Genomic DNA, 15662 nt, shown 5'->3' on the forward strand with positions numbered 1-15662 from the left:
TGACGCCATGATAGTTAACTTTCAACAACTCTGACCCCTTGATGTTTACTCTGGTGGTGTATAAGGACAATGCTCCATCGAAAGGAGTTTGCGATGATACGCTTTAATTGCAGGAAATGGCTCACAGTGTCCGGTTTTCTCAGCCCATAGCGTGGTAAAACTGACGATAATATCTGTCACACTAAACTGCTCGCCCAGCATAAATGGATGTTTTTTTAAGTGCTGCTCAATAACCTCTAAAGAACGAGATAATTCGAATTTGTTTTGCTTGAAAATTGCGGGTATTCGACGTTCTTCTTGATAGACAAAGGTATTGCGGGCATCGCTCCAAAGGTGTGCTTCAACTTCTGACAGGATAAACGCGCACCATTGCTCGTGTTGCGCACGAAGAAACGTTCCTGTCGCAGGGATCAAGTTCCCTTCGGGTTTGCTGTCCGCCAAAAACGTACACATCGCAACCGATTCAATCAATGCTTCACCATCGACCAGCATCGCCGGAATTTTCCCTAATGGATGGACGTTCCTTAGCTCTTCACTACCAAATAATGCTTTCGCATTTTTACTTTCATAAGGAATTTTCAACTCCGCCAAAACCCAGTGGACACGAGCGCTACGAGTTGGTGCATATTCATAAAGTACAATTTTCATGGTAAGTTCCGAATATTTTTATCTGCGATGAAGAGTATAGCCTCGTCCAATCAACTAGACTGTTTATCATCAATGTCTTAAGGTTTTTCCAGCGAAAAGAAAGCGTAATGCGAAAATCCAACGGTTTATATACTTTCATACTACTCAGTTTATCGAGCGCAGTAGTCGCTGAGGAAGCACTGTTTTCGCCTTCTGATGAGTTCTCGCAAATCTATGCTGCATCCGTGGTATTAATGGATAGCGATGCCCTTAGCTTTGGCGTAGGAAATTTTGATCCTGAACAGATCCTACAATCTCATAACAACAATATTGATACTGACTCCATCGATTTACGTAATCAAATATCCGTTTTCTCAATTCCGTATACAATTGAACTCGGCTCAGATTTAGAAACGTATCAGGACTACTTAAAACTGCAACTTGCATACATCAAGCAAGAAGGTGATATTTCATTAGATGAAATGCTTACCCCGGATCATGACAAAGAAGAAGTCTTTGCCATAAACGTCAGTCTTGGCAGGCAACTATTTATCGATAAAAACTGGTCTATCACGCCAATGCTTTCCACCTATTTTTTACATTATAAAAATACCCATTCATACAATAGTGAGCAAACTCAGTCGTTACAGGAACAGTTAGACGCGTTGCTATATAACAGTAAGACCAATGCCTATGTTATTGAGCCTGGAGTTGAATTTAGTTATCTAAAAGACAATGACTGGGGTAGCTGGGAATTTAAAAGCGAATTTCATTATATGCAAGGCAGAAGTACGTCTCGTCTTGCCGATGGTAAATATGCCGCCCCGAACGGTTGGCGTATCATCAATGGTTTTAAGTTGAAAAACACTTTTGCCGAGGCCAAATTTTTTGCCAACGATTTCTACCTAAAGGCCAACCGTGTCGATATTTCTGGCGATACCGTATCATCGTTAGGGACTCATCATTACTATGAACTGGGGTTTGGCATTCTCTGGGATATTCGCAATACCACGGATTTGGTGGAAAATGTCGGGATAGGAATTAACATCAACCACGGTAGTGCGGTAAGCGGCGGCAGTATCGTCTTATATTTTAATGAATGGTAGCGTTGAATCGTCGTGCTAAAGGGCACATTCAAAAAAGCGATCATCTTCCCAATAGATTATAAAATACACTCTTGGTTATCATGCAGACGCGGACAATTTGTGGACGCGGACAATCTGCGGACGCGGACAATCTGCGGACGCGGACAATCTGCGGACGCGGACAATCTGCGGACGCGGACAATTTGCGGACGCGGACAATTTGCGGACGCGGACAACTTGCGGACGCGGACAATTTACGGACGCGGACAACTTGTGGACGCGGACAACTTGCGGACGCGGACAACTTGCGGACGCGGACAACTTGCGGACGCGGACAACTTGCGGACGCGGACAACTTGCGGACGCGGACGACTTGCGGACGAGGACGACTTGCGGACGAGGACGACTTGCGGACGAGGACGACTTGCGGACGAGGACGACTTGCGGACGAGGACGACTCGCGGACGAGGACAATTTGGGGACGAGAATCCGTTATATGATGACGGTGCCGGTAAAACAGAATAAATAGACGTGAAGGGATAGCAAAACATAGCGTGACAGGCAATGTTGCCTGTCACAAATTAGTCAACGCCCTTGCCGCAACATAATCCATGCGTCAATAACGTTATTAACCACGATGTATTAAGCAGTGACTAATCGATTAGTCCGTAATCTTTTTTCAATATTTCGACAATTTCCGCTTTAGGGTTATCGCTAATAATAATATCTTCGCCGGTGATCTTTTCGGCAATGCCCACGTAGGTTTTTGACACCTGCATCAACACCTCTGCTGGTAACGCATTATCTCGTGCCAAGGCTTCTCGCTCATCCATACGATCTTTATTCAACAAAATATCGGGATCCGGGAAGTGCTTGAGCAATAATTGACGGAAGCCCTCTTTGGAATTCTCGACAATATTGCCCTGACGATATTGCTCGCCATCCCAAATACGCGAAGAATCCGGAGTCCCGACTTCATCCATATAGATCAGTTTGTCATTACCATTAACGTCTTTGACATAACCAAATTCAAATTTGGTATCGACAAATATTTGATCAAGTTTGGCTAATTCGCCACTGATTAATGAAAACCCATCTTTTAACAGTTTTTCATAAAGACCAATATCCGATGCGGTTGCAAAATTGAATGCCGAAAAATTGTCTTCGATGTTTTCGCGGGTAATGTTGACATCATCCTGGGCTGGAACCCCTTCGATACCGGTTAGTATCCCTTTCGTCGATGGCGTGATCAGAAGCTCTGGTAGTTTTTGATCGCGCCCCAAACCTTCCGCAATTTCGATGCCGCAAAACTCACGTTCGCCTTTTTCATAACTGCGCCACATGGATCCTGTAATGTATTGACGGGCAATCGCTTCGATTTTTACCGGTTTGGCTTTTTGCACAATCCACACAAAAGGGTGTGGGATATCCAGAATATGACTGTCAGCCAGACCATTTTCTTTAAATAACTTAAACCAATGATTCGAGATAGCATTTAATGCCGCACCTTTGCCTGGAACGCCCTGAATACCGCCTTCACCGTGCCAGATGCAATCAAATGCAGAGATACGGTCAGAGATAACCATAATGGCAAGCGGTGTGTCAGCAGGAACAGCGTAGCCTTTTTCTTGGATCAAACGCGCAGAATCTTTTGCGGTTAACCAATAGACACTGCGTACTTTACCACTGTGAACAGGCGCATCGGTACGAATGGGCAAATCATTATTTACAGCTAAAACTTTATCGGCAAGGTTCATCGAGTTTTCCTAACTAAAATGTCGAATCAAAGACACGACAATGAATCTTCTATTTTTTGGCAAAATATTCATAATATTTGTCGATTATAAATTTATAAACGCTTTGCCAACAAATAGAAAAGGACGCCGAAGCGTCCTTATCTGTCAAAGTCTTTACGATTAAGCTAAAGAAGCTTGTGCTTTTTCAACTAAAACCGTGAAAGCTGCTTTATCGTATACGGCGATGTCAGCAAGGATCTTACGATCAATTTCAATCGACGCTTTTTTCAAACCGTTGATGAATTTGCTGTAAGACAAACCATTTTGACGAGCTGCCGCGTTAATACGAGCAATCCAAAGTTGACGGAATTGACGTTTACGTTGACGACGGTCGCGGTAAGCGTATTGACCAGCTTTGGTTACAGCTTGGAAAGCAACGCGATATACGCGACTACGAGCACCGTAGTAACCTTTCGCTTGCTTAAGAACTTTTTTATGACGTGCGCGTGCTACAACACCGCGTTTTACTCTAGCCATTTGTGTCTACTCCTCTAATTAAGCGTAAGGTAACATTGATACGACTGACTTAAGGTCAGACTTAGCAATCATACTTTTTGCACGTAAGTGACGCTTAACTTTGGTACGTCTTTTAGTCAAGATGTGACGTAGACCGGCTTGTTTGCATTTGAAACCACCAGAAGCAGTTTTCTTAAAGCGCTTCGCAGCACCTTTATTGCTTTTCATTTTAGGCATGAAATAACTCCGCATTGTTTATGCCAAATAGTAAAGTAACCTGGGGCGAATCGAAAAACGATTACTTGTATGCCTCGGTTACCAGTGATTCGATAATAGTGGTGATTGCCAGCAAGCTGGCAATACTTTCAAACCAGTTATTATCGTTTAATAGGGGCTAGGACCATCACCATTTGTCGACCTTCTACCCGTCTAGGGAAAGATTCGACCTGAGCAATGTCTTCCAAATCGTTTTTAACGCGAGTCAGAAGTTCAATACCCAGTTCCTGGTGTGCCATTTCACGACCGCGGAAACGTAACGTTACCTTGGCCTTGTCGCCACCTTCGAGGAAGCGTTTCAGGTTGCGTAGTTTGACCTGATAATCGCCCTCATCAGATCCAGGACGGAATTTAATTTCCTTAACCTGGATCTGTTTTTGCTTTTTACGCTGTTCTTTAAGTTCTTTACTCTTTTCATAAAGAAACTTACCGTAATCCATTACTCGACATACGGGTGGTTTGGCTGTAGGACTGATTTCAACCAGATCGACACCGGCAGTTTCTGCCCTATCGATACCTTCATTCAGAGAAACCACACCAAGTGCTTCTCCATCAATACCAATCAAACGAATTTCCTGTGCTGTAATCGCACCATTCAATTTGTGTTGCGGCTCTTTTTGTCCGCCTCTTTGACCACCTTTAATAGTCGGTTCCTCCTAAAGAACTATGCTTGCGCCCGTGATTTAACTTCATTATCTAATTGTTTAATGAAATCATCCACCGACAGTTTTCCTAAATCATCACCTTTTCGTGAACGTACGGCGATTTCGCCATTTTCCATTTCTTTATCACCTACAACAAGTAAGTATGGAATACGTTTTAAGGTATGCTCGCGGATTTTAAAGCCAATCTTCTCATTACGCAAGTCAGCTTTGGCTCTAATACCACTTTCTTTCAATTTTTTTACAACTTGATTACAGTAATCGCCTTGTTTATCGGTAATATTCAACACAACGGCCTGAGTTGGCGCCAACCAAGTTGGAAACAATCCTGCGTACTGTTCAATCAAAATACCGATAAAGCGTTCTAGTGAACCAAGGATAGCACGGTGAATCATCACCGGCACATATCGCTCATTGTCTTCGCCAACATAGGTGGCACCAAGACGACCCGGTAAAGCAAAGTCTAACTGTACTGTACCACATTGCCATGCACGACCTAAGCAATCCATTAAAGTAAATTCAATTTTAGGACCGTAGAATGCGCCCTCACCCGGTTGATATTCAAATTCAATACCATTGGCTTTCAATGCGTTGGCAAGACCTTCTTCCGCTTTATCCCAGCTGTCATCACTACCAATACGCTTTTCAGGGCGAGTGGATAGTTTTACGAGGATATCTTCAAAGCCAAAGGATTCGTATACATCATAAACCATCTTGATACATTCGCTGACTTCATCTTGTATCTGTTCTTCGGTACAAAAGATATGCGCATCATCCTGGGTAAAGCCACGCACACGCATCAAGCCGTGCAATGCACCACTGGGTTCGTTACGATGACAACAACCAAATTCCGCCATACGCAGCGGCAAATCCCGGTATGATTTCAAACCCTGGTTGAAAATCTGTACATGTCCAGGACAATTCATCGGTTTAATCGCGTATTCACGCTTCTCCGATTCAGTAGTGAACATGTTTTCTGCGTATTTGTCCCAGTGACCGGATTTTTCCCAAAGTACACGATCCATCATTAATGGACCTTTTACTTCGTCATAATCATACTCGTGCAACTTTTCACGCGCGAATTTTTCTAATTCGGTATAGATAGTCCAACCATCATTATGCCAAAACACCATGCCTGGCGCTTCTTCTTGCCAGTGGAATAAATCTAACGTTTTACCAATTTTACGGTGATCGCGTTTTTCTGCTTCTGCCAAGCGCTGGATATACGCTTTCAGTTGCTTTTTATCGGCCCATGCTGTGCCATAGATGCGTTGCAACATTTTGTTGTCGCTATCGCCACGCCAATACGCACCAGAAACTTTCATCAATTTAAAGTGATGGCAATGACGCATGCTTGGCACGTGAGGACCACGACACATATCCATGTATTCTTCGTGATGATATAAGCCAGGACGATCACTCTTCTCGATATTTTCATCAAGAATTTCTATTTTATAAGATTCGCCACGTTGCTCAAACGCATCGCGGGCTTCTTGCCAGCTAACGCGTTTTTTGATCACCGGATAATTGGTCTTGGCCAATTCCATCATCCGCTTTTCAAGCTTTACCAGATCTTCATCATTTAAAGAATGTTCTAGATCAACGTCATAATAAAAGCCATTATCGATGACTGGCCCAATCGCCATTTTCGTATCCGGCCATAATTGTTTAATGGCATGCCCTAGTAAATGCGCGCAAGAATGGCGAATGATTTCGACGCCATCCTGGTCTTTACTGGTGATAAGCTGAAGTTCTGCATCTTGCTCGATGACTTCACATGCATCGACTAACTCGCCGTTTACACGACCGGCAATCGTGGCTTTGGCTAAACCGGGACCGATGTCCTCGGCAACTTGCATAACAGAGACTGGTTGTTCAAAACTGCGTTGACTGCCGTCAGGAAGAGTAATTACTGGCACAATAGTTCCTTTTACAGTGGTGGCACCTACGTAATGCCACTTGTATTAATAACAATGCATCCAAAGCGTAAGACATTGGATACGAGAAAATTTGTTTGGAGACCTGGTATCGATAAACCTACATTGTTATCGAACGGTCAGCGGACTCCATAAGGCCAGCAATATAGGGGAATTTTCACTAATTTGCAATCAAAGACAACGACTTTGCTGTGATAACGACTAACCTTAACCGTTTATCGTGAGTCCTTGATCACCCGCATTATAGGTAAGTTGGCAGCATAAGCTGAAGCAAACATAAAAAATCGACCGCGGGTAAGCGCTGCCGGTTTTAATATCTCTGTGAATATCCGCAATACAAAGCGAGAATGAAATTATGATGCAAGGCGTATGGAAACATCCAACGTTAATGGTTTTCGCAGCTTCAGTGCTTTGTGGTAATCTGCTTGGGACAATTGCTCATGCTGAATCCACCAGCGAATCGATTACCCAATCGCATCAACAAACACAACTCCCACAACCTTGGAATATCCAGCAACAAAACGATTGGGTCAGAATTCAATACCGAGACAATCCAATTACCGGCTTTGTCGAAATAAAGGCTCACCTGATGTTAAATACCGATTTGGCATCGGTGCGTCATTTACTCACCAATACTCAAGCCGTACTAACCTGGGTTGAAGGGGTTAAACGTATCGTGGTTTTGCAAAAAACCGAAAATACACGCGTGCAATTGACGATATTAGATCCCGTTTGGCCAGTACAGCCCCGGGAAATGCTGACAACCAACATATTGTTAGATTCTGCTAATCAATTCACCCTCAAGGTGCAGGACAATAATCAGTACCTGAAACTCAACCCTGCCCGTATTCGAGTCAAGCAAATTGATGTGCAATGGCAGGTCCAACAAACCGACGAAAAACGTGTTGAGATCGATTATTTGGGGTACTTTCAACCTGGCGGCAGTCTCCCAGCCTGGCTGAGTAATGAAATATTTTTAGTGCTCATCAGTAAAAGTTTAAATAATTTGAAAACCGTCAGTGAGCAAAACAACGGTAGTGCTGAGTGATAACGACAAACGACAGAGACAATCCTCGTCTAAATTGACGGTGGTTGAATGGAATCGATAAAGCATTTATGCTGGCTTTAACCCTTCGAATTAACAAAACACTATGATTATGCAAGGAATGCGTACCGCTGTTTTTGTCACAACCTGCTTAATTGTCGCGACAGTGTGCCTATATTTAGTCTTGGATACTGATCTGGCACAAAAAGTGGTTGTAGAGATCAAACAACCTGATGAACCTTCGTTAAAGGTTAGCAACGTCCTCGTCGCAAACGCTCAATCGCCACAACAAGCTTCCAAATTTGCTGTTGATAACGCTATCCCCGAGAGCAAAACTGATCCAAAGTGCACATCAACAGATCCAAATGCACTCGCGTCCGACGAATATCAGCATACTCTGGATGCATACATAAATTCATTAGCCTCTAGTGAAAATATTGATGATAAACTCGCATCCGTGCTTTACCGAAGAGCCGGTGAAAATGAAACTCGGTTAGACAATTTATTATCATTTCATCACCAATACCCTTTGAATACGAACGTCCTGTGCGAATTAGTGCGAGAATGCAGTATTTTCCCTGAAGATCTCCGCTGTAGTTATGAACTTATTGAAAATGTCGCACAATTAGAGGCTAACAATGATGCGCTATGGCTCAATATAATCTTATATTTTGCTGCTCATCAGGATTTAGATAAAATTGAATGGGCTTATCATAAGACTTTACAAGTGCCTTATTCAACCAATCAATATATCGCCAACATTCGTCGTTTCGTTGACACAGTAGACCACTCTGGGCTAACAAACTTTAATGATAATTTGATTCACGCTATCGGCACAGAAGCAGCAAAAGCCGTTGGCTGGAAACATCTGTTATCGTTGTGTGTTACATCAGAAAATGCCAACTTACATTCAGATCTATGTCTTCGGGTTGGCGCATTAATGGAAAATGCAAGCTATACATTTATGGATCAAATGTTTGCCAAGTCTTTGCAAAAAGAAATTCATAAACGCCTTGAAAATAACAAAAAAATTGAGGAAATTGAGCAAGAAATTGACGCTTTGAGCGATGCGTTCTATCGAGATTCGATGCTTAATGCGTCACTTTATCTCGGCGTTGACGAAAGCCTTGGGCGAGAATGGTTGGATCAATTTCAACATAACGGAGAATTAGCCGCTTTTCAGTACCTAAAAGAAGAAGCAGAAAAGAGATCTCAGGACTCCGACGATTTCTTATGTAAAAGGGCTATTTTGTTAAAAAATACTGCAGGGCGGTAGCGGAATTCTTCTATAATTGAATCAATTTCGCTGATAACCAAGTCATCTCAACGGAGTATGTATGTGGTCCGCCATCACTGATGAAATTTCGCAAACCCTTAAGGTAGAATTATCCTTTTCTGAGCCCGAAAAAGTGACTGGCGGTGATATAAACGCATCGTTTCGATTGTCCGCGGGCGATCAACAGTTTTTCGTTAAAACCAATACACCGTCACAATTGCTAAATTTTCAAACGGAAATGTATTCCCTCGAACATTTAAGCCAAGGCAGTGAATTTGTGACACCGGACGTTATCTGTTGCGGTTTGACAGAAGACGCCAGCTATTTGGTATTGCAATACCTGGAGTTACTGCCCCACCCTGTAGACAACCCCCAACAAGCAAGTGATAACCCCTGGTTCGCTATGGGGAAAACGCTGGCGCATATGCATGACAATAATCAGCAAGGCGAATTTGGCTGGAGTGAAGACAATTTTATTGGCAAGACAGCTCAAGCCAACCCCTGGCAGAAAAATTGGAGTACGTTTTTTGCGGAGCAACGACTTGGCGTGCAATTACAAGAACTCGCCAACCGCGATATTCAGTTAACCAATATCGATGCGTTTGTCGCGCACTGTCAGCAACTGCTTAGCCACCATCATCCTACACCTTGCCTATTGCATGGTGATTTATGGCAGGGCAATGTTGGATTTACCTCGAAAGGGCCCTGTATTTACGATCCTTCCTGTTATTACGGTGATCGGGAAGTGGATATCGCCATGAGCGAATTGTTTGGGCAGTTTCCAGCGGCGTTTTATCAAGGCTACGAGAGTATTTCATCGTTACGGAAAAACTACCAAAATCGCAAATCAATTTATAACGCATATCACATTTTCAATCATGCCAATTTATTCGGGGGAATATACATTGAACAGGCAAAAGATATTGTTGCCAAAATTCTAAAAATGGGCTGAATGTTTTTGGGAAATTAATGAGAATGGAGCCATAATTGTATTGAGTTTGTGTGATGCTTGAATGTAGAGATGTAGGAGGCACTCATGCCACAGAATATCAGCAGAAAGATTATCGAATGCCCCCATTGTGGTCATCACCTTGATGTCACTCTGGACACTACCCAGGGGGATCAAAACTACTACGAGTCCTGTCCCACCTGTTGCAACGATATTCATATGAATTTGCATATTGACGATTATCGGCAAACGATAAAACTAAAAATCGACAGCGACGACGAACAAATATTCTGAACACCGCGAAAATGTTGCGGGTTTATTCTGCGTCTAATTTGTCAGCCATGATACGTTCAATCGTGTCAACGATGGTAATGGTCTGCTGATCAATTTCAATATTGGCCTGGTCTCCGACACGAAAGCTACGCAAATTCGTGCGTTCCAGCGTTTCCGGGATCAAATGCAAGTCAAACGTATCTTCGCTGACATCTCCGAGCGTTAAACTCGCCCCATTAACCGCAATAAACCCTTTGCGATGGATATAAGGACGCCAGCGCGAGTCAAAGGAAAATGTCATCTGTACATTATCATCGGTTTCGTTAATCGATTTTAACGTCGCCAAATCGTGAATATGACCACTAACGATATGTCCACCAACTTCATCGCCAAAACGCATTGAGCGCTCAAGATTGAGCCAACTTGCACGGGTTAACTCACCAAGATTGGTAAGTCGCAAGGTTTCAGCAATCACATCGAAATGTAACATTGTGGTTGCTTGCTCGCAGGGCTGAATTTTAACAACAGTCAGACAAACCCCATTACATGCAACGCTTGCCCCAAGTTCAAGATTTTCAGCAAACGATTGCGGTACGGCAACCTGTAGGTGCCGAAAGTCGTTGCGGTGTTCAACATCACTAACTTGCGCTTTTATTTGCACAATTCCTGTAAACATATATGATCCTCATTCCTGACTTACCGTTATTATCTTATCTTTAACCGAATGACTCTAGATAAATTTTTTACCGACACCCGCTCCTTAGTAAAATTGGCCTACCCAATTTTAATTGCGCAGTTGATCCAAAACTTAATGAGCTTTGCCGATACGGTGATGGCCGGTCGGGTCAGCGCCACCGATATGGCCGCTGTGGCGGTTGCAAGTAGTGTCTGGCTGCCCATCATTCTCACCATTTATGGCGTCATTATGGCGTTATCGGCAATCGTTTCTCAATATTCTGGTCGCAAAGATCACTCTGGCATTGCCCGTTCAACCATTCAAACCGGCTGGATTGCCGTCATTCTTTCAATTTTGGTGATCGGGTTATTTTATGGCTTAAGACCAATCATCGAACCTCATCTGACTCTGGAGCCTAAGCTTCAGCAACTCATGCTGGACTATCTTAGCTATATCGTTTGGGGTGGCCCCGGATTTTGTTTGTATGTGGTATTAAGAAACTTCGCCGAAGGTATGGGCTATACCAAACCAACAATGATCATCTCTATTATCGGTTTGTTGATTAACATTCCTGCCAATTACGTGTTTATCTACGGCGAATTTGGTTTCCCGGAATTAGGCGGCGCCGGTTGTGGTATCGCCACTGCGATTGTCTATTGGGCAATGTTTTTCGGTATGTTGGTTTATATCTGGCTTTCAAAGAAACTGCGGAAAATCTCTTTACTCAGTGCGATCACCTGGCCCGATATCCAGCAAATGTTAAGCATATTGAAACTCGGAGTACCCATTGCTCTGTCATTACTGTTTGAAGTATCACTTTTTTCTGTGGTGGCGATCATACTCGCCCCTTTTGGTTCCGAGGTCGTGGCAAGTCATCAAATTGCCATTAATTTTTCCGGGATGATTTTTATGGTGCCATTGTCCATCGCGATGGCAGTCACCATTAAAGTCGGCTTTGCCGTCGGTGAAAACAAGCTGGACGACGCAAAGCACATGTGTACAACCAGTATGTGGTTGGGGTTTATTATTGCAATCGTTACTGCAACGGGCACCATAGTATTTCGCGAGCAAATCGCTCTGATTTATACCACGGAAACTGCGGTGGTGTCTCTTGCGGCCAATCTGATGTTTCTGGCGGCATTATTTCAATTTTCCGACTTTATTCAGGTCATTTCGGCGGGCGCCTTGCGAGGCTACAAAGACACCAAATCGATCCTCTATATCACCTTTGTCTCCTATTGGGTCGTGGGTCTTTCTTTAGGGATGATTTTAGGGGTCACGGATTGGATAGTGCCACGAATGGGACCGGCCGGATTTTGGATTGGTTTTATTCTCGGTTTGACTAACGCGGCGATTTTTCTCGCCTGGCGTTTAAAGGTTATTCAACGTCGTGCCAAGCTGGGTTTATTGACGACGAATTAACCATTTATGAGGTGAGTTGTCGAAGAATTACGCAAACAAACGCTTATTTGTAAAAATCTTCACAAAAGCACTTGCATGGAATCATATCTGCCATTAACATAGCCGCCGTTGAGTCGTTAACCACGCGGTTAACCACTTTACAGTACGACCGTAGCTCAGCTGGTTAGAGCACTACCTTGACATGGTAGGGGTCGGTGGTTCGAGTCCACTCGGTCGTACCAAACATATTCCGAAAAGCAGCCTGATGGCTGCTTTTTTCGTTTTAGTCTGATTAATTTCAACTACGCAAGTTGCCAAGCAGTACGACAGCCAAGCCCCCTCCCCTTAATTAGTAAGATTTGCAAGGTAACACTGTGATGACCCATTTACATGCGGGTCGAGCGTAAACACAGCATTCCTATAACACTTGCAGCGAATAGCGTTAAAATTAAAATCGGCCATAGAGGAAACTTGTGAAATAAAAATAGTATCGCAATAGGAATAGCCGAAAGCTTTATAGCGCCAGTGCGTCAGTCGCTATGTAATTATTTCAGCAAGGTCAAGGTATTAGGTATTGGGTATTGGGTATTGGGTATTACGCAACGGATAAACGACGTATCTACTTATGACATTAATGATGTAGATGTAGATGTAGGAGCAGAAACAGAAGTAGATGAATACAATAGAGATACCGACGTGGACGCTTCCCGAACCTACCCAAAAATGGCCGGCTGTCGACAAATTGATGACTATAATTCACTAAGAGGGACATAACTCCCTCTTAGTTTTACTCATAAAATTAAGCGCTTTGATTATCCGATTGCTTGATCGTTAATGGCCAACCTTCAAATTGATTTGAAGCTTTACCATCGGTTGCGTCAATCATAAATCTATACGCGTCCATCTTGTAAGTCATTTCTTCCTTATCAAACGTGATAAACCCAAACCCACTGCATTTTTCATGGGCCATAACATATCTGTTTTTAGAGCGACTAACTTCAGGATCCCCTATCGCATAAATATAGTTTTTATTACCAAAGCTATCTAAATACTCGCCCGTATTAGGCATGCCGTGTTGTGGTCGATTTGCATAATTTAAGCCGATATCATCTGGGCGCCACCAACGCTGCCAACCGACCGCAATTGCCGGCGTACAAAATGCCCAGTTGCTGTCGCGTTGTTGCTCTAGTCCATATTGAGACACACTAGGCAGGTGAGTATCACCACAAATGTGTAACGCTTTTGAGCCTTTTATTGCTGAAATCGCTCGATCTCTGCCGGAAGCTGGCCATCCATTGGCGTCAAAGTCATATTTTAAATAGTGTTGCGGATTCATCTGGTGAGTGGCTAAACTGGCAAAAATCGTTTGTGATAACAACGCCTTTAATTTATGTCCTCGCCAATCTTGTGCCCAACGTTTTAAAAATTGCTCCTGACGATCGCCCAATAAATGTAAATCGTTTGAGTTCCATTTGGGGTTAATAAAATTAGGTTCTTCGTCATTGCCCGATGTTCCAACAATAACGTTTAGTCTTTCCGGGCCGCTTTTCCATTGTCTATCCGCAACAATAGCAAAACTAACATCACCATAAATCAATTCACCGTAGTATACACTCATGCCTCGTTTCGACGGATTTGGCTCAATGGGTTCCATATGATGCGCAGTATGCGTTTGATGAACCACGTTAACCATTTTAATAGGCTCAATGTAGCCACCAGCTTTATCGACACGATTCTCATCATGTGCCGCCATTGGCATTGCCGCGCCTCCTTCTCCCCAAAGGTTGCCTTGCAATACATCATGATCATCAGGTAAACAAATGGTAGGCGCATTCCGCATTGCGTCTCTGAACGCCCACCCAAATTGATAGTATTTACGCAGGTAATTTAAAATTGCCATTTTAGCGGGCACGCGAATAATGCCAAATCCGCCATGAGATTCATAAAGTTGATCACCAGAGAAAAAGACTAAATCGGGATCTAATTTGGCGACATTTTTCGCAACGGGCTCATAAGGGAACGCATAATCATTTTGGCAAGTAAGCGCCGCCATACGCATTTTTCTGCCTGCCGGATTTGCTTTAATGGTGCCTTCATACACATCGGGTTTTAACGAACCATCAACCTGACTTTCCTTGTATATGACTCGGTAAGGCGTTGCCTGGCTTTCGTCCCAATTAGGTATTCTAAAAGTAGCGACCCACCCATCGGTATCAAGATCCGCCTTACTTATTTCTACCCACTTGCCATTTTTACGTACTTGCAAAACCACGTCTTTTGAATCTTTTTCTCCTAAAGGTCCGGTAAGCGCGCTAAGCTTCATAATGAATCCTTCATCACTTCTGCTATCGCTTAAGGTATACATTGTCCAGAGGATTGGGCCAAATTTTTGCTCTACGTTATTGCTAAACGCTTCACCTTCAATATGCCAGTTGCTAAATTGATATCGACCAGCATCGCTACGTGATTGATTCGGTCCAGAATCAAAAGAAGGAATATTAAAATTACTCACGACAGCAATATTGCCTAGCAACTCTTCAGTTCCTACCAATGCCTCCATTTGACCAAGTGACTCCCCGCTAGAAACGGATATTATTTCCACATTAAGCGCAACTAACTGAGCTTGAGGAGAGCCCGTAATGATTATGTCAATTTCGTCATTATTGATGGCTCTTGTCAGTGATTTTCGTTTACTGCCCAGTGCGATTTGATTGTTAATGACACCAATATCCAACCCTTGTTGTACAAAGCAATTACTGCGGTATTCGTTGATTTCACTGCGCACACCTAACCGAATAGCAACACCACCATCTTCTTTACCCGTTTCGAGTAATTTAACGCGAACGGAAGTTTTGAAGGTTTTCGAAGTATCCACCAACTGATGTTGTAAAGCGTGCACACTTCGCTGGCCGCCGGTAGTGACACACTCTGCCGCGCCATTGCTGATTCGCCAATCTTCCATTGGATTCGCCCAGTATTCACCACCTAACCAAACTCTATCATGAGTGTTACTCCAGCGATCGTTAATCGGGTTAAGCAATACAGGTCTTGTTGTGGGTGCTTTAACGGTTTTTGTTGAACAAGCTACGCTCGTTGCTGCTAACCCAGCGGCAATAAATTTAAATGTATCACGTCGAGTTACTGTCTTACTCATTGTTGTTGTCCTGCTTTTTGTCTTGGTCTAGATTTTAATTCATTGTTCT

General features: G+C 43.3%; 14 protein-coding genes and 1 tRNA gene. 7 read left to right on the plus strand and 8 right to left on the minus strand.

The genetic code is table 11. The annotated features are described in order from the left end of the window. Window positions 1-45: 45 nt before the first annotated feature. Entirely contained in the window at window positions 46-648 is a 603-nt protein-coding gene (locus FE810_RS15690) for a glutathione S-transferase family protein (protein WP_138321383.1), read from the minus strand. Window positions 649-755: 107 nt separating this feature from the next. Here FE810_RS15690 and FE810_RS15695 point away from each other — a divergent pair, with 107 nt between their 5' ends. Then, window positions 756-1733, plus strand: a complete 978-nt coding sequence (locus tag FE810_RS15695) for a Solitary outer membrane autotransporter beta-barrel domain (RefSeq protein ID WP_138321385.1) — start codon at window positions 756-758, stop codon at window positions 1731-1733. A 632-nt stretch (window positions 1734-2365) separates the two neighbouring features. Here FE810_RS15695 and FE810_RS15700 read toward each other — a convergent pair. The 5 genes from FE810_RS15700 to thrS all read right to left on the minus strand — a co-directional run bounded on the left by FE810_RS15700 (window position 2366) and on the right by thrS (window position 6821). Further along, window positions 2366-3469, minus strand: coding sequence for a phosphoribosylaminoimidazolesuccinocarboxamide synthase (locus FE810_RS15700; protein WP_138321387.1), 1104 nt, complete (start codon window positions 3467-3469; stop codon window positions 2366-2368). A 159-nt stretch (window positions 3470-3628) separates the two neighbouring features. Further along, entirely contained in the window at window positions 3629-3985 is a 357-nt protein-coding gene (gene rplT, locus FE810_RS15705; RefSeq protein WP_138321389.1) for a 50S ribosomal protein L20, read from the minus strand. An 18-nt stretch (window positions 3986-4003) separates the two neighbouring features. Further along, window positions 4004-4201, minus strand: coding sequence for a 50S ribosomal protein L35 (gene rpmI / locus FE810_RS15710; protein ID WP_138321391.1), 198 nt, complete (start codon window positions 4199-4201; stop codon window positions 4004-4006). Window positions 4202-4341: 140 nt separating this feature from the next. After that, the gene (gene infC, locus FE810_RS15715) at window positions 4342-4884 is read right to left on the minus strand and encodes a translation initiation factor IF-3 (RefSeq protein WP_138321393.1); all 543 of its coding nucleotides are present in this window, start codon (window positions 4882-4884) and stop codon (window positions 4342-4344) included. Window positions 4885-4904: 20 nt separating this feature from the next. Further along, window positions 4905-6821 carry a threonine--tRNA ligase gene (gene thrS, locus FE810_RS15720; RefSeq protein WP_138321395.1) on the minus strand — a complete coding sequence of 639 codons (1917 nt, stop codon included), beginning with the start codon at window positions 6819-6821 and terminating at the stop codon, window positions 4905-4907. Window positions 6822-7194: 373 nt separating this feature from the next. On the opposite strand from thrS, the gene FE810_RS15725 reads away from it, so the two are divergent. From FE810_RS15725 to FE810_RS15740, 4 genes are all read left to right on the plus strand, one after another. Next, entirely contained in the window at window positions 7195-7887 is a 693-nt protein-coding gene (locus tag FE810_RS15725; RefSeq protein WP_138321397.1) for an SRPBCC family protein, read from the plus strand. Between the two features lie 118 nt (window positions 7888-8005). Continuing rightward, window positions 8006-9160 (plus strand): hypothetical protein, encoded by a 1155-nt coding sequence (locus tag FE810_RS15730; protein WP_171022397.1) that lies wholly within the window; start codon window positions 8006-8008, stop codon window positions 9158-9160. A 61-nt stretch (window positions 9161-9221) separates the two neighbouring features. Beyond that, window positions 9222-10112, plus strand: a complete 891-nt coding sequence (locus FE810_RS15735) for a fructosamine kinase family protein (RefSeq protein ID WP_138321401.1) — start codon at window positions 9222-9224, stop codon at window positions 10110-10112. Between the two features lie 84 nt (window positions 10113-10196). After that, window positions 10197-10403: a CPXCG motif-containing cysteine-rich protein gene (locus FE810_RS15740; protein WP_138321403.1), complete on the plus strand. Its 207-nt coding sequence runs from the start codon at window positions 10197-10199 to the stop codon at window positions 10401-10403. 22 nt (window positions 10404-10425) lie between these two features. On the opposite strand, the gene FE810_RS15745 is transcribed toward FE810_RS15740, so the two are convergent. Next, window positions 10426-11058: a riboflavin synthase subunit alpha gene (locus FE810_RS15745; RefSeq protein WP_138321405.1), complete on the minus strand. Its 633-nt coding sequence runs from the start codon at window positions 11056-11058 to the stop codon at window positions 10426-10428. A 48-nt stretch (window positions 11059-11106) separates the two neighbouring features. On the opposite strand from FE810_RS15745, the gene FE810_RS15750 reads away from it, so the two are divergent. Next, complete coding sequence (locus FE810_RS15750; protein WP_138321407.1) at window positions 11107-12480, plus strand: MATE family efflux transporter; 1374 nt, start codon at window positions 11107-11109, stop codon at window positions 12478-12480. A gap of 144 nt (window positions 12481-12624) precedes the next feature. After that, window positions 12625-12701 (plus strand) — tRNA-Val (locus FE810_RS15755). A 557-nt stretch (window positions 12702-13258) separates the two neighbouring features. Here FE810_RS15755 and FE810_RS15760 read toward each other — a convergent pair. After that, window positions 13259-15613 (minus strand): alkaline phosphatase D family protein, encoded by a 2355-nt coding sequence (locus FE810_RS15760; protein ID WP_138321409.1) that lies wholly within the window; start codon window positions 15611-15613, stop codon window positions 13259-13261. Between the last annotated feature and the right edge of the window lie 49 nt (window positions 15614-15662).

The sequence above is a fragment of the Thalassotalea litorea genome (assembly GCF_005843925.1).
GTDB classification, from domain to species: Bacteria; Pseudomonadota; Gammaproteobacteria; order Enterobacterales; family Alteromonadaceae; genus Thalassotalea_A; species Thalassotalea_A litorea_A.

Coding starts and splice junctions, on each gene's coding strand:
- FE810_RS15690 (WP_138321383.1), bottom strand. CDS start 648: ATGAAAATTGTACTTTATGAATATGCACCAACTCGTAGCGCTCGTGTC.
- rpmI (WP_138321391.1), bottom strand. CDS start 4,201: ATGCCTAAAATGAAAAGCAATAAAGGTGCTGCGAAGCGCTTTAAGAAA.
- FE810_RS15750 (WP_138321407.1), top strand. CDS start 11,107: ATGACTCTAGATAAATTTTTTACCGACACCCGCTCCTTAGTAAAATTG.
- FE810_RS15730 (WP_171022397.1), top strand. CDS start 8,006: ATGCGTACCGCTGTTTTTGTCACAACCTGCTTAATTGTCGCGACAGTG.
- FE810_RS15745 (WP_138321405.1), bottom strand. CDS start 11,058: ATGTTTACAGGAATTGTGCAAATAAAAGCGCAAGTTAGTGATGTTGAA.
- FE810_RS15740 (WP_138321403.1), top strand. CDS start 10,197: ATGCCACAGAATATCAGCAGAAAGATTATCGAATGCCCCCATTGTGGT.
- rplT (WP_138321389.1), bottom strand. CDS start 3,985: ATGGCTAGAGTAAAACGCGGTGTTGTAGCACGCGCACGTCATAAAAAA.
- FE810_RS15725 (WP_138321397.1), top strand. CDS start 7,195: ATGATGCAAGGCGTATGGAAACATCCAACGTTAATGGTTTTCGCAGCT.
- FE810_RS15735 (WP_138321401.1), top strand. CDS start 9,222: ATGTGGTCCGCCATCACTGATGAAATTTCGCAAACCCTTAAGGTAGAA.
- FE810_RS15760 (WP_138321409.1), bottom strand. CDS start 15,613: ATGAGTAAGACAGTAACTCGACGTGATACATTTAAATTTATTGCCGCT.
- FE810_RS15695 (WP_138321385.1), top strand. CDS start 756: ATGCGAAAATCCAACGGTTTATATACTTTCATACTACTCAGTTTATCG.
- FE810_RS15700 (WP_138321387.1), bottom strand. CDS start 3,469: ATGAACCTTGCCGATAAAGTTTTAGCTGTAAATAATGATTTGCCCATT.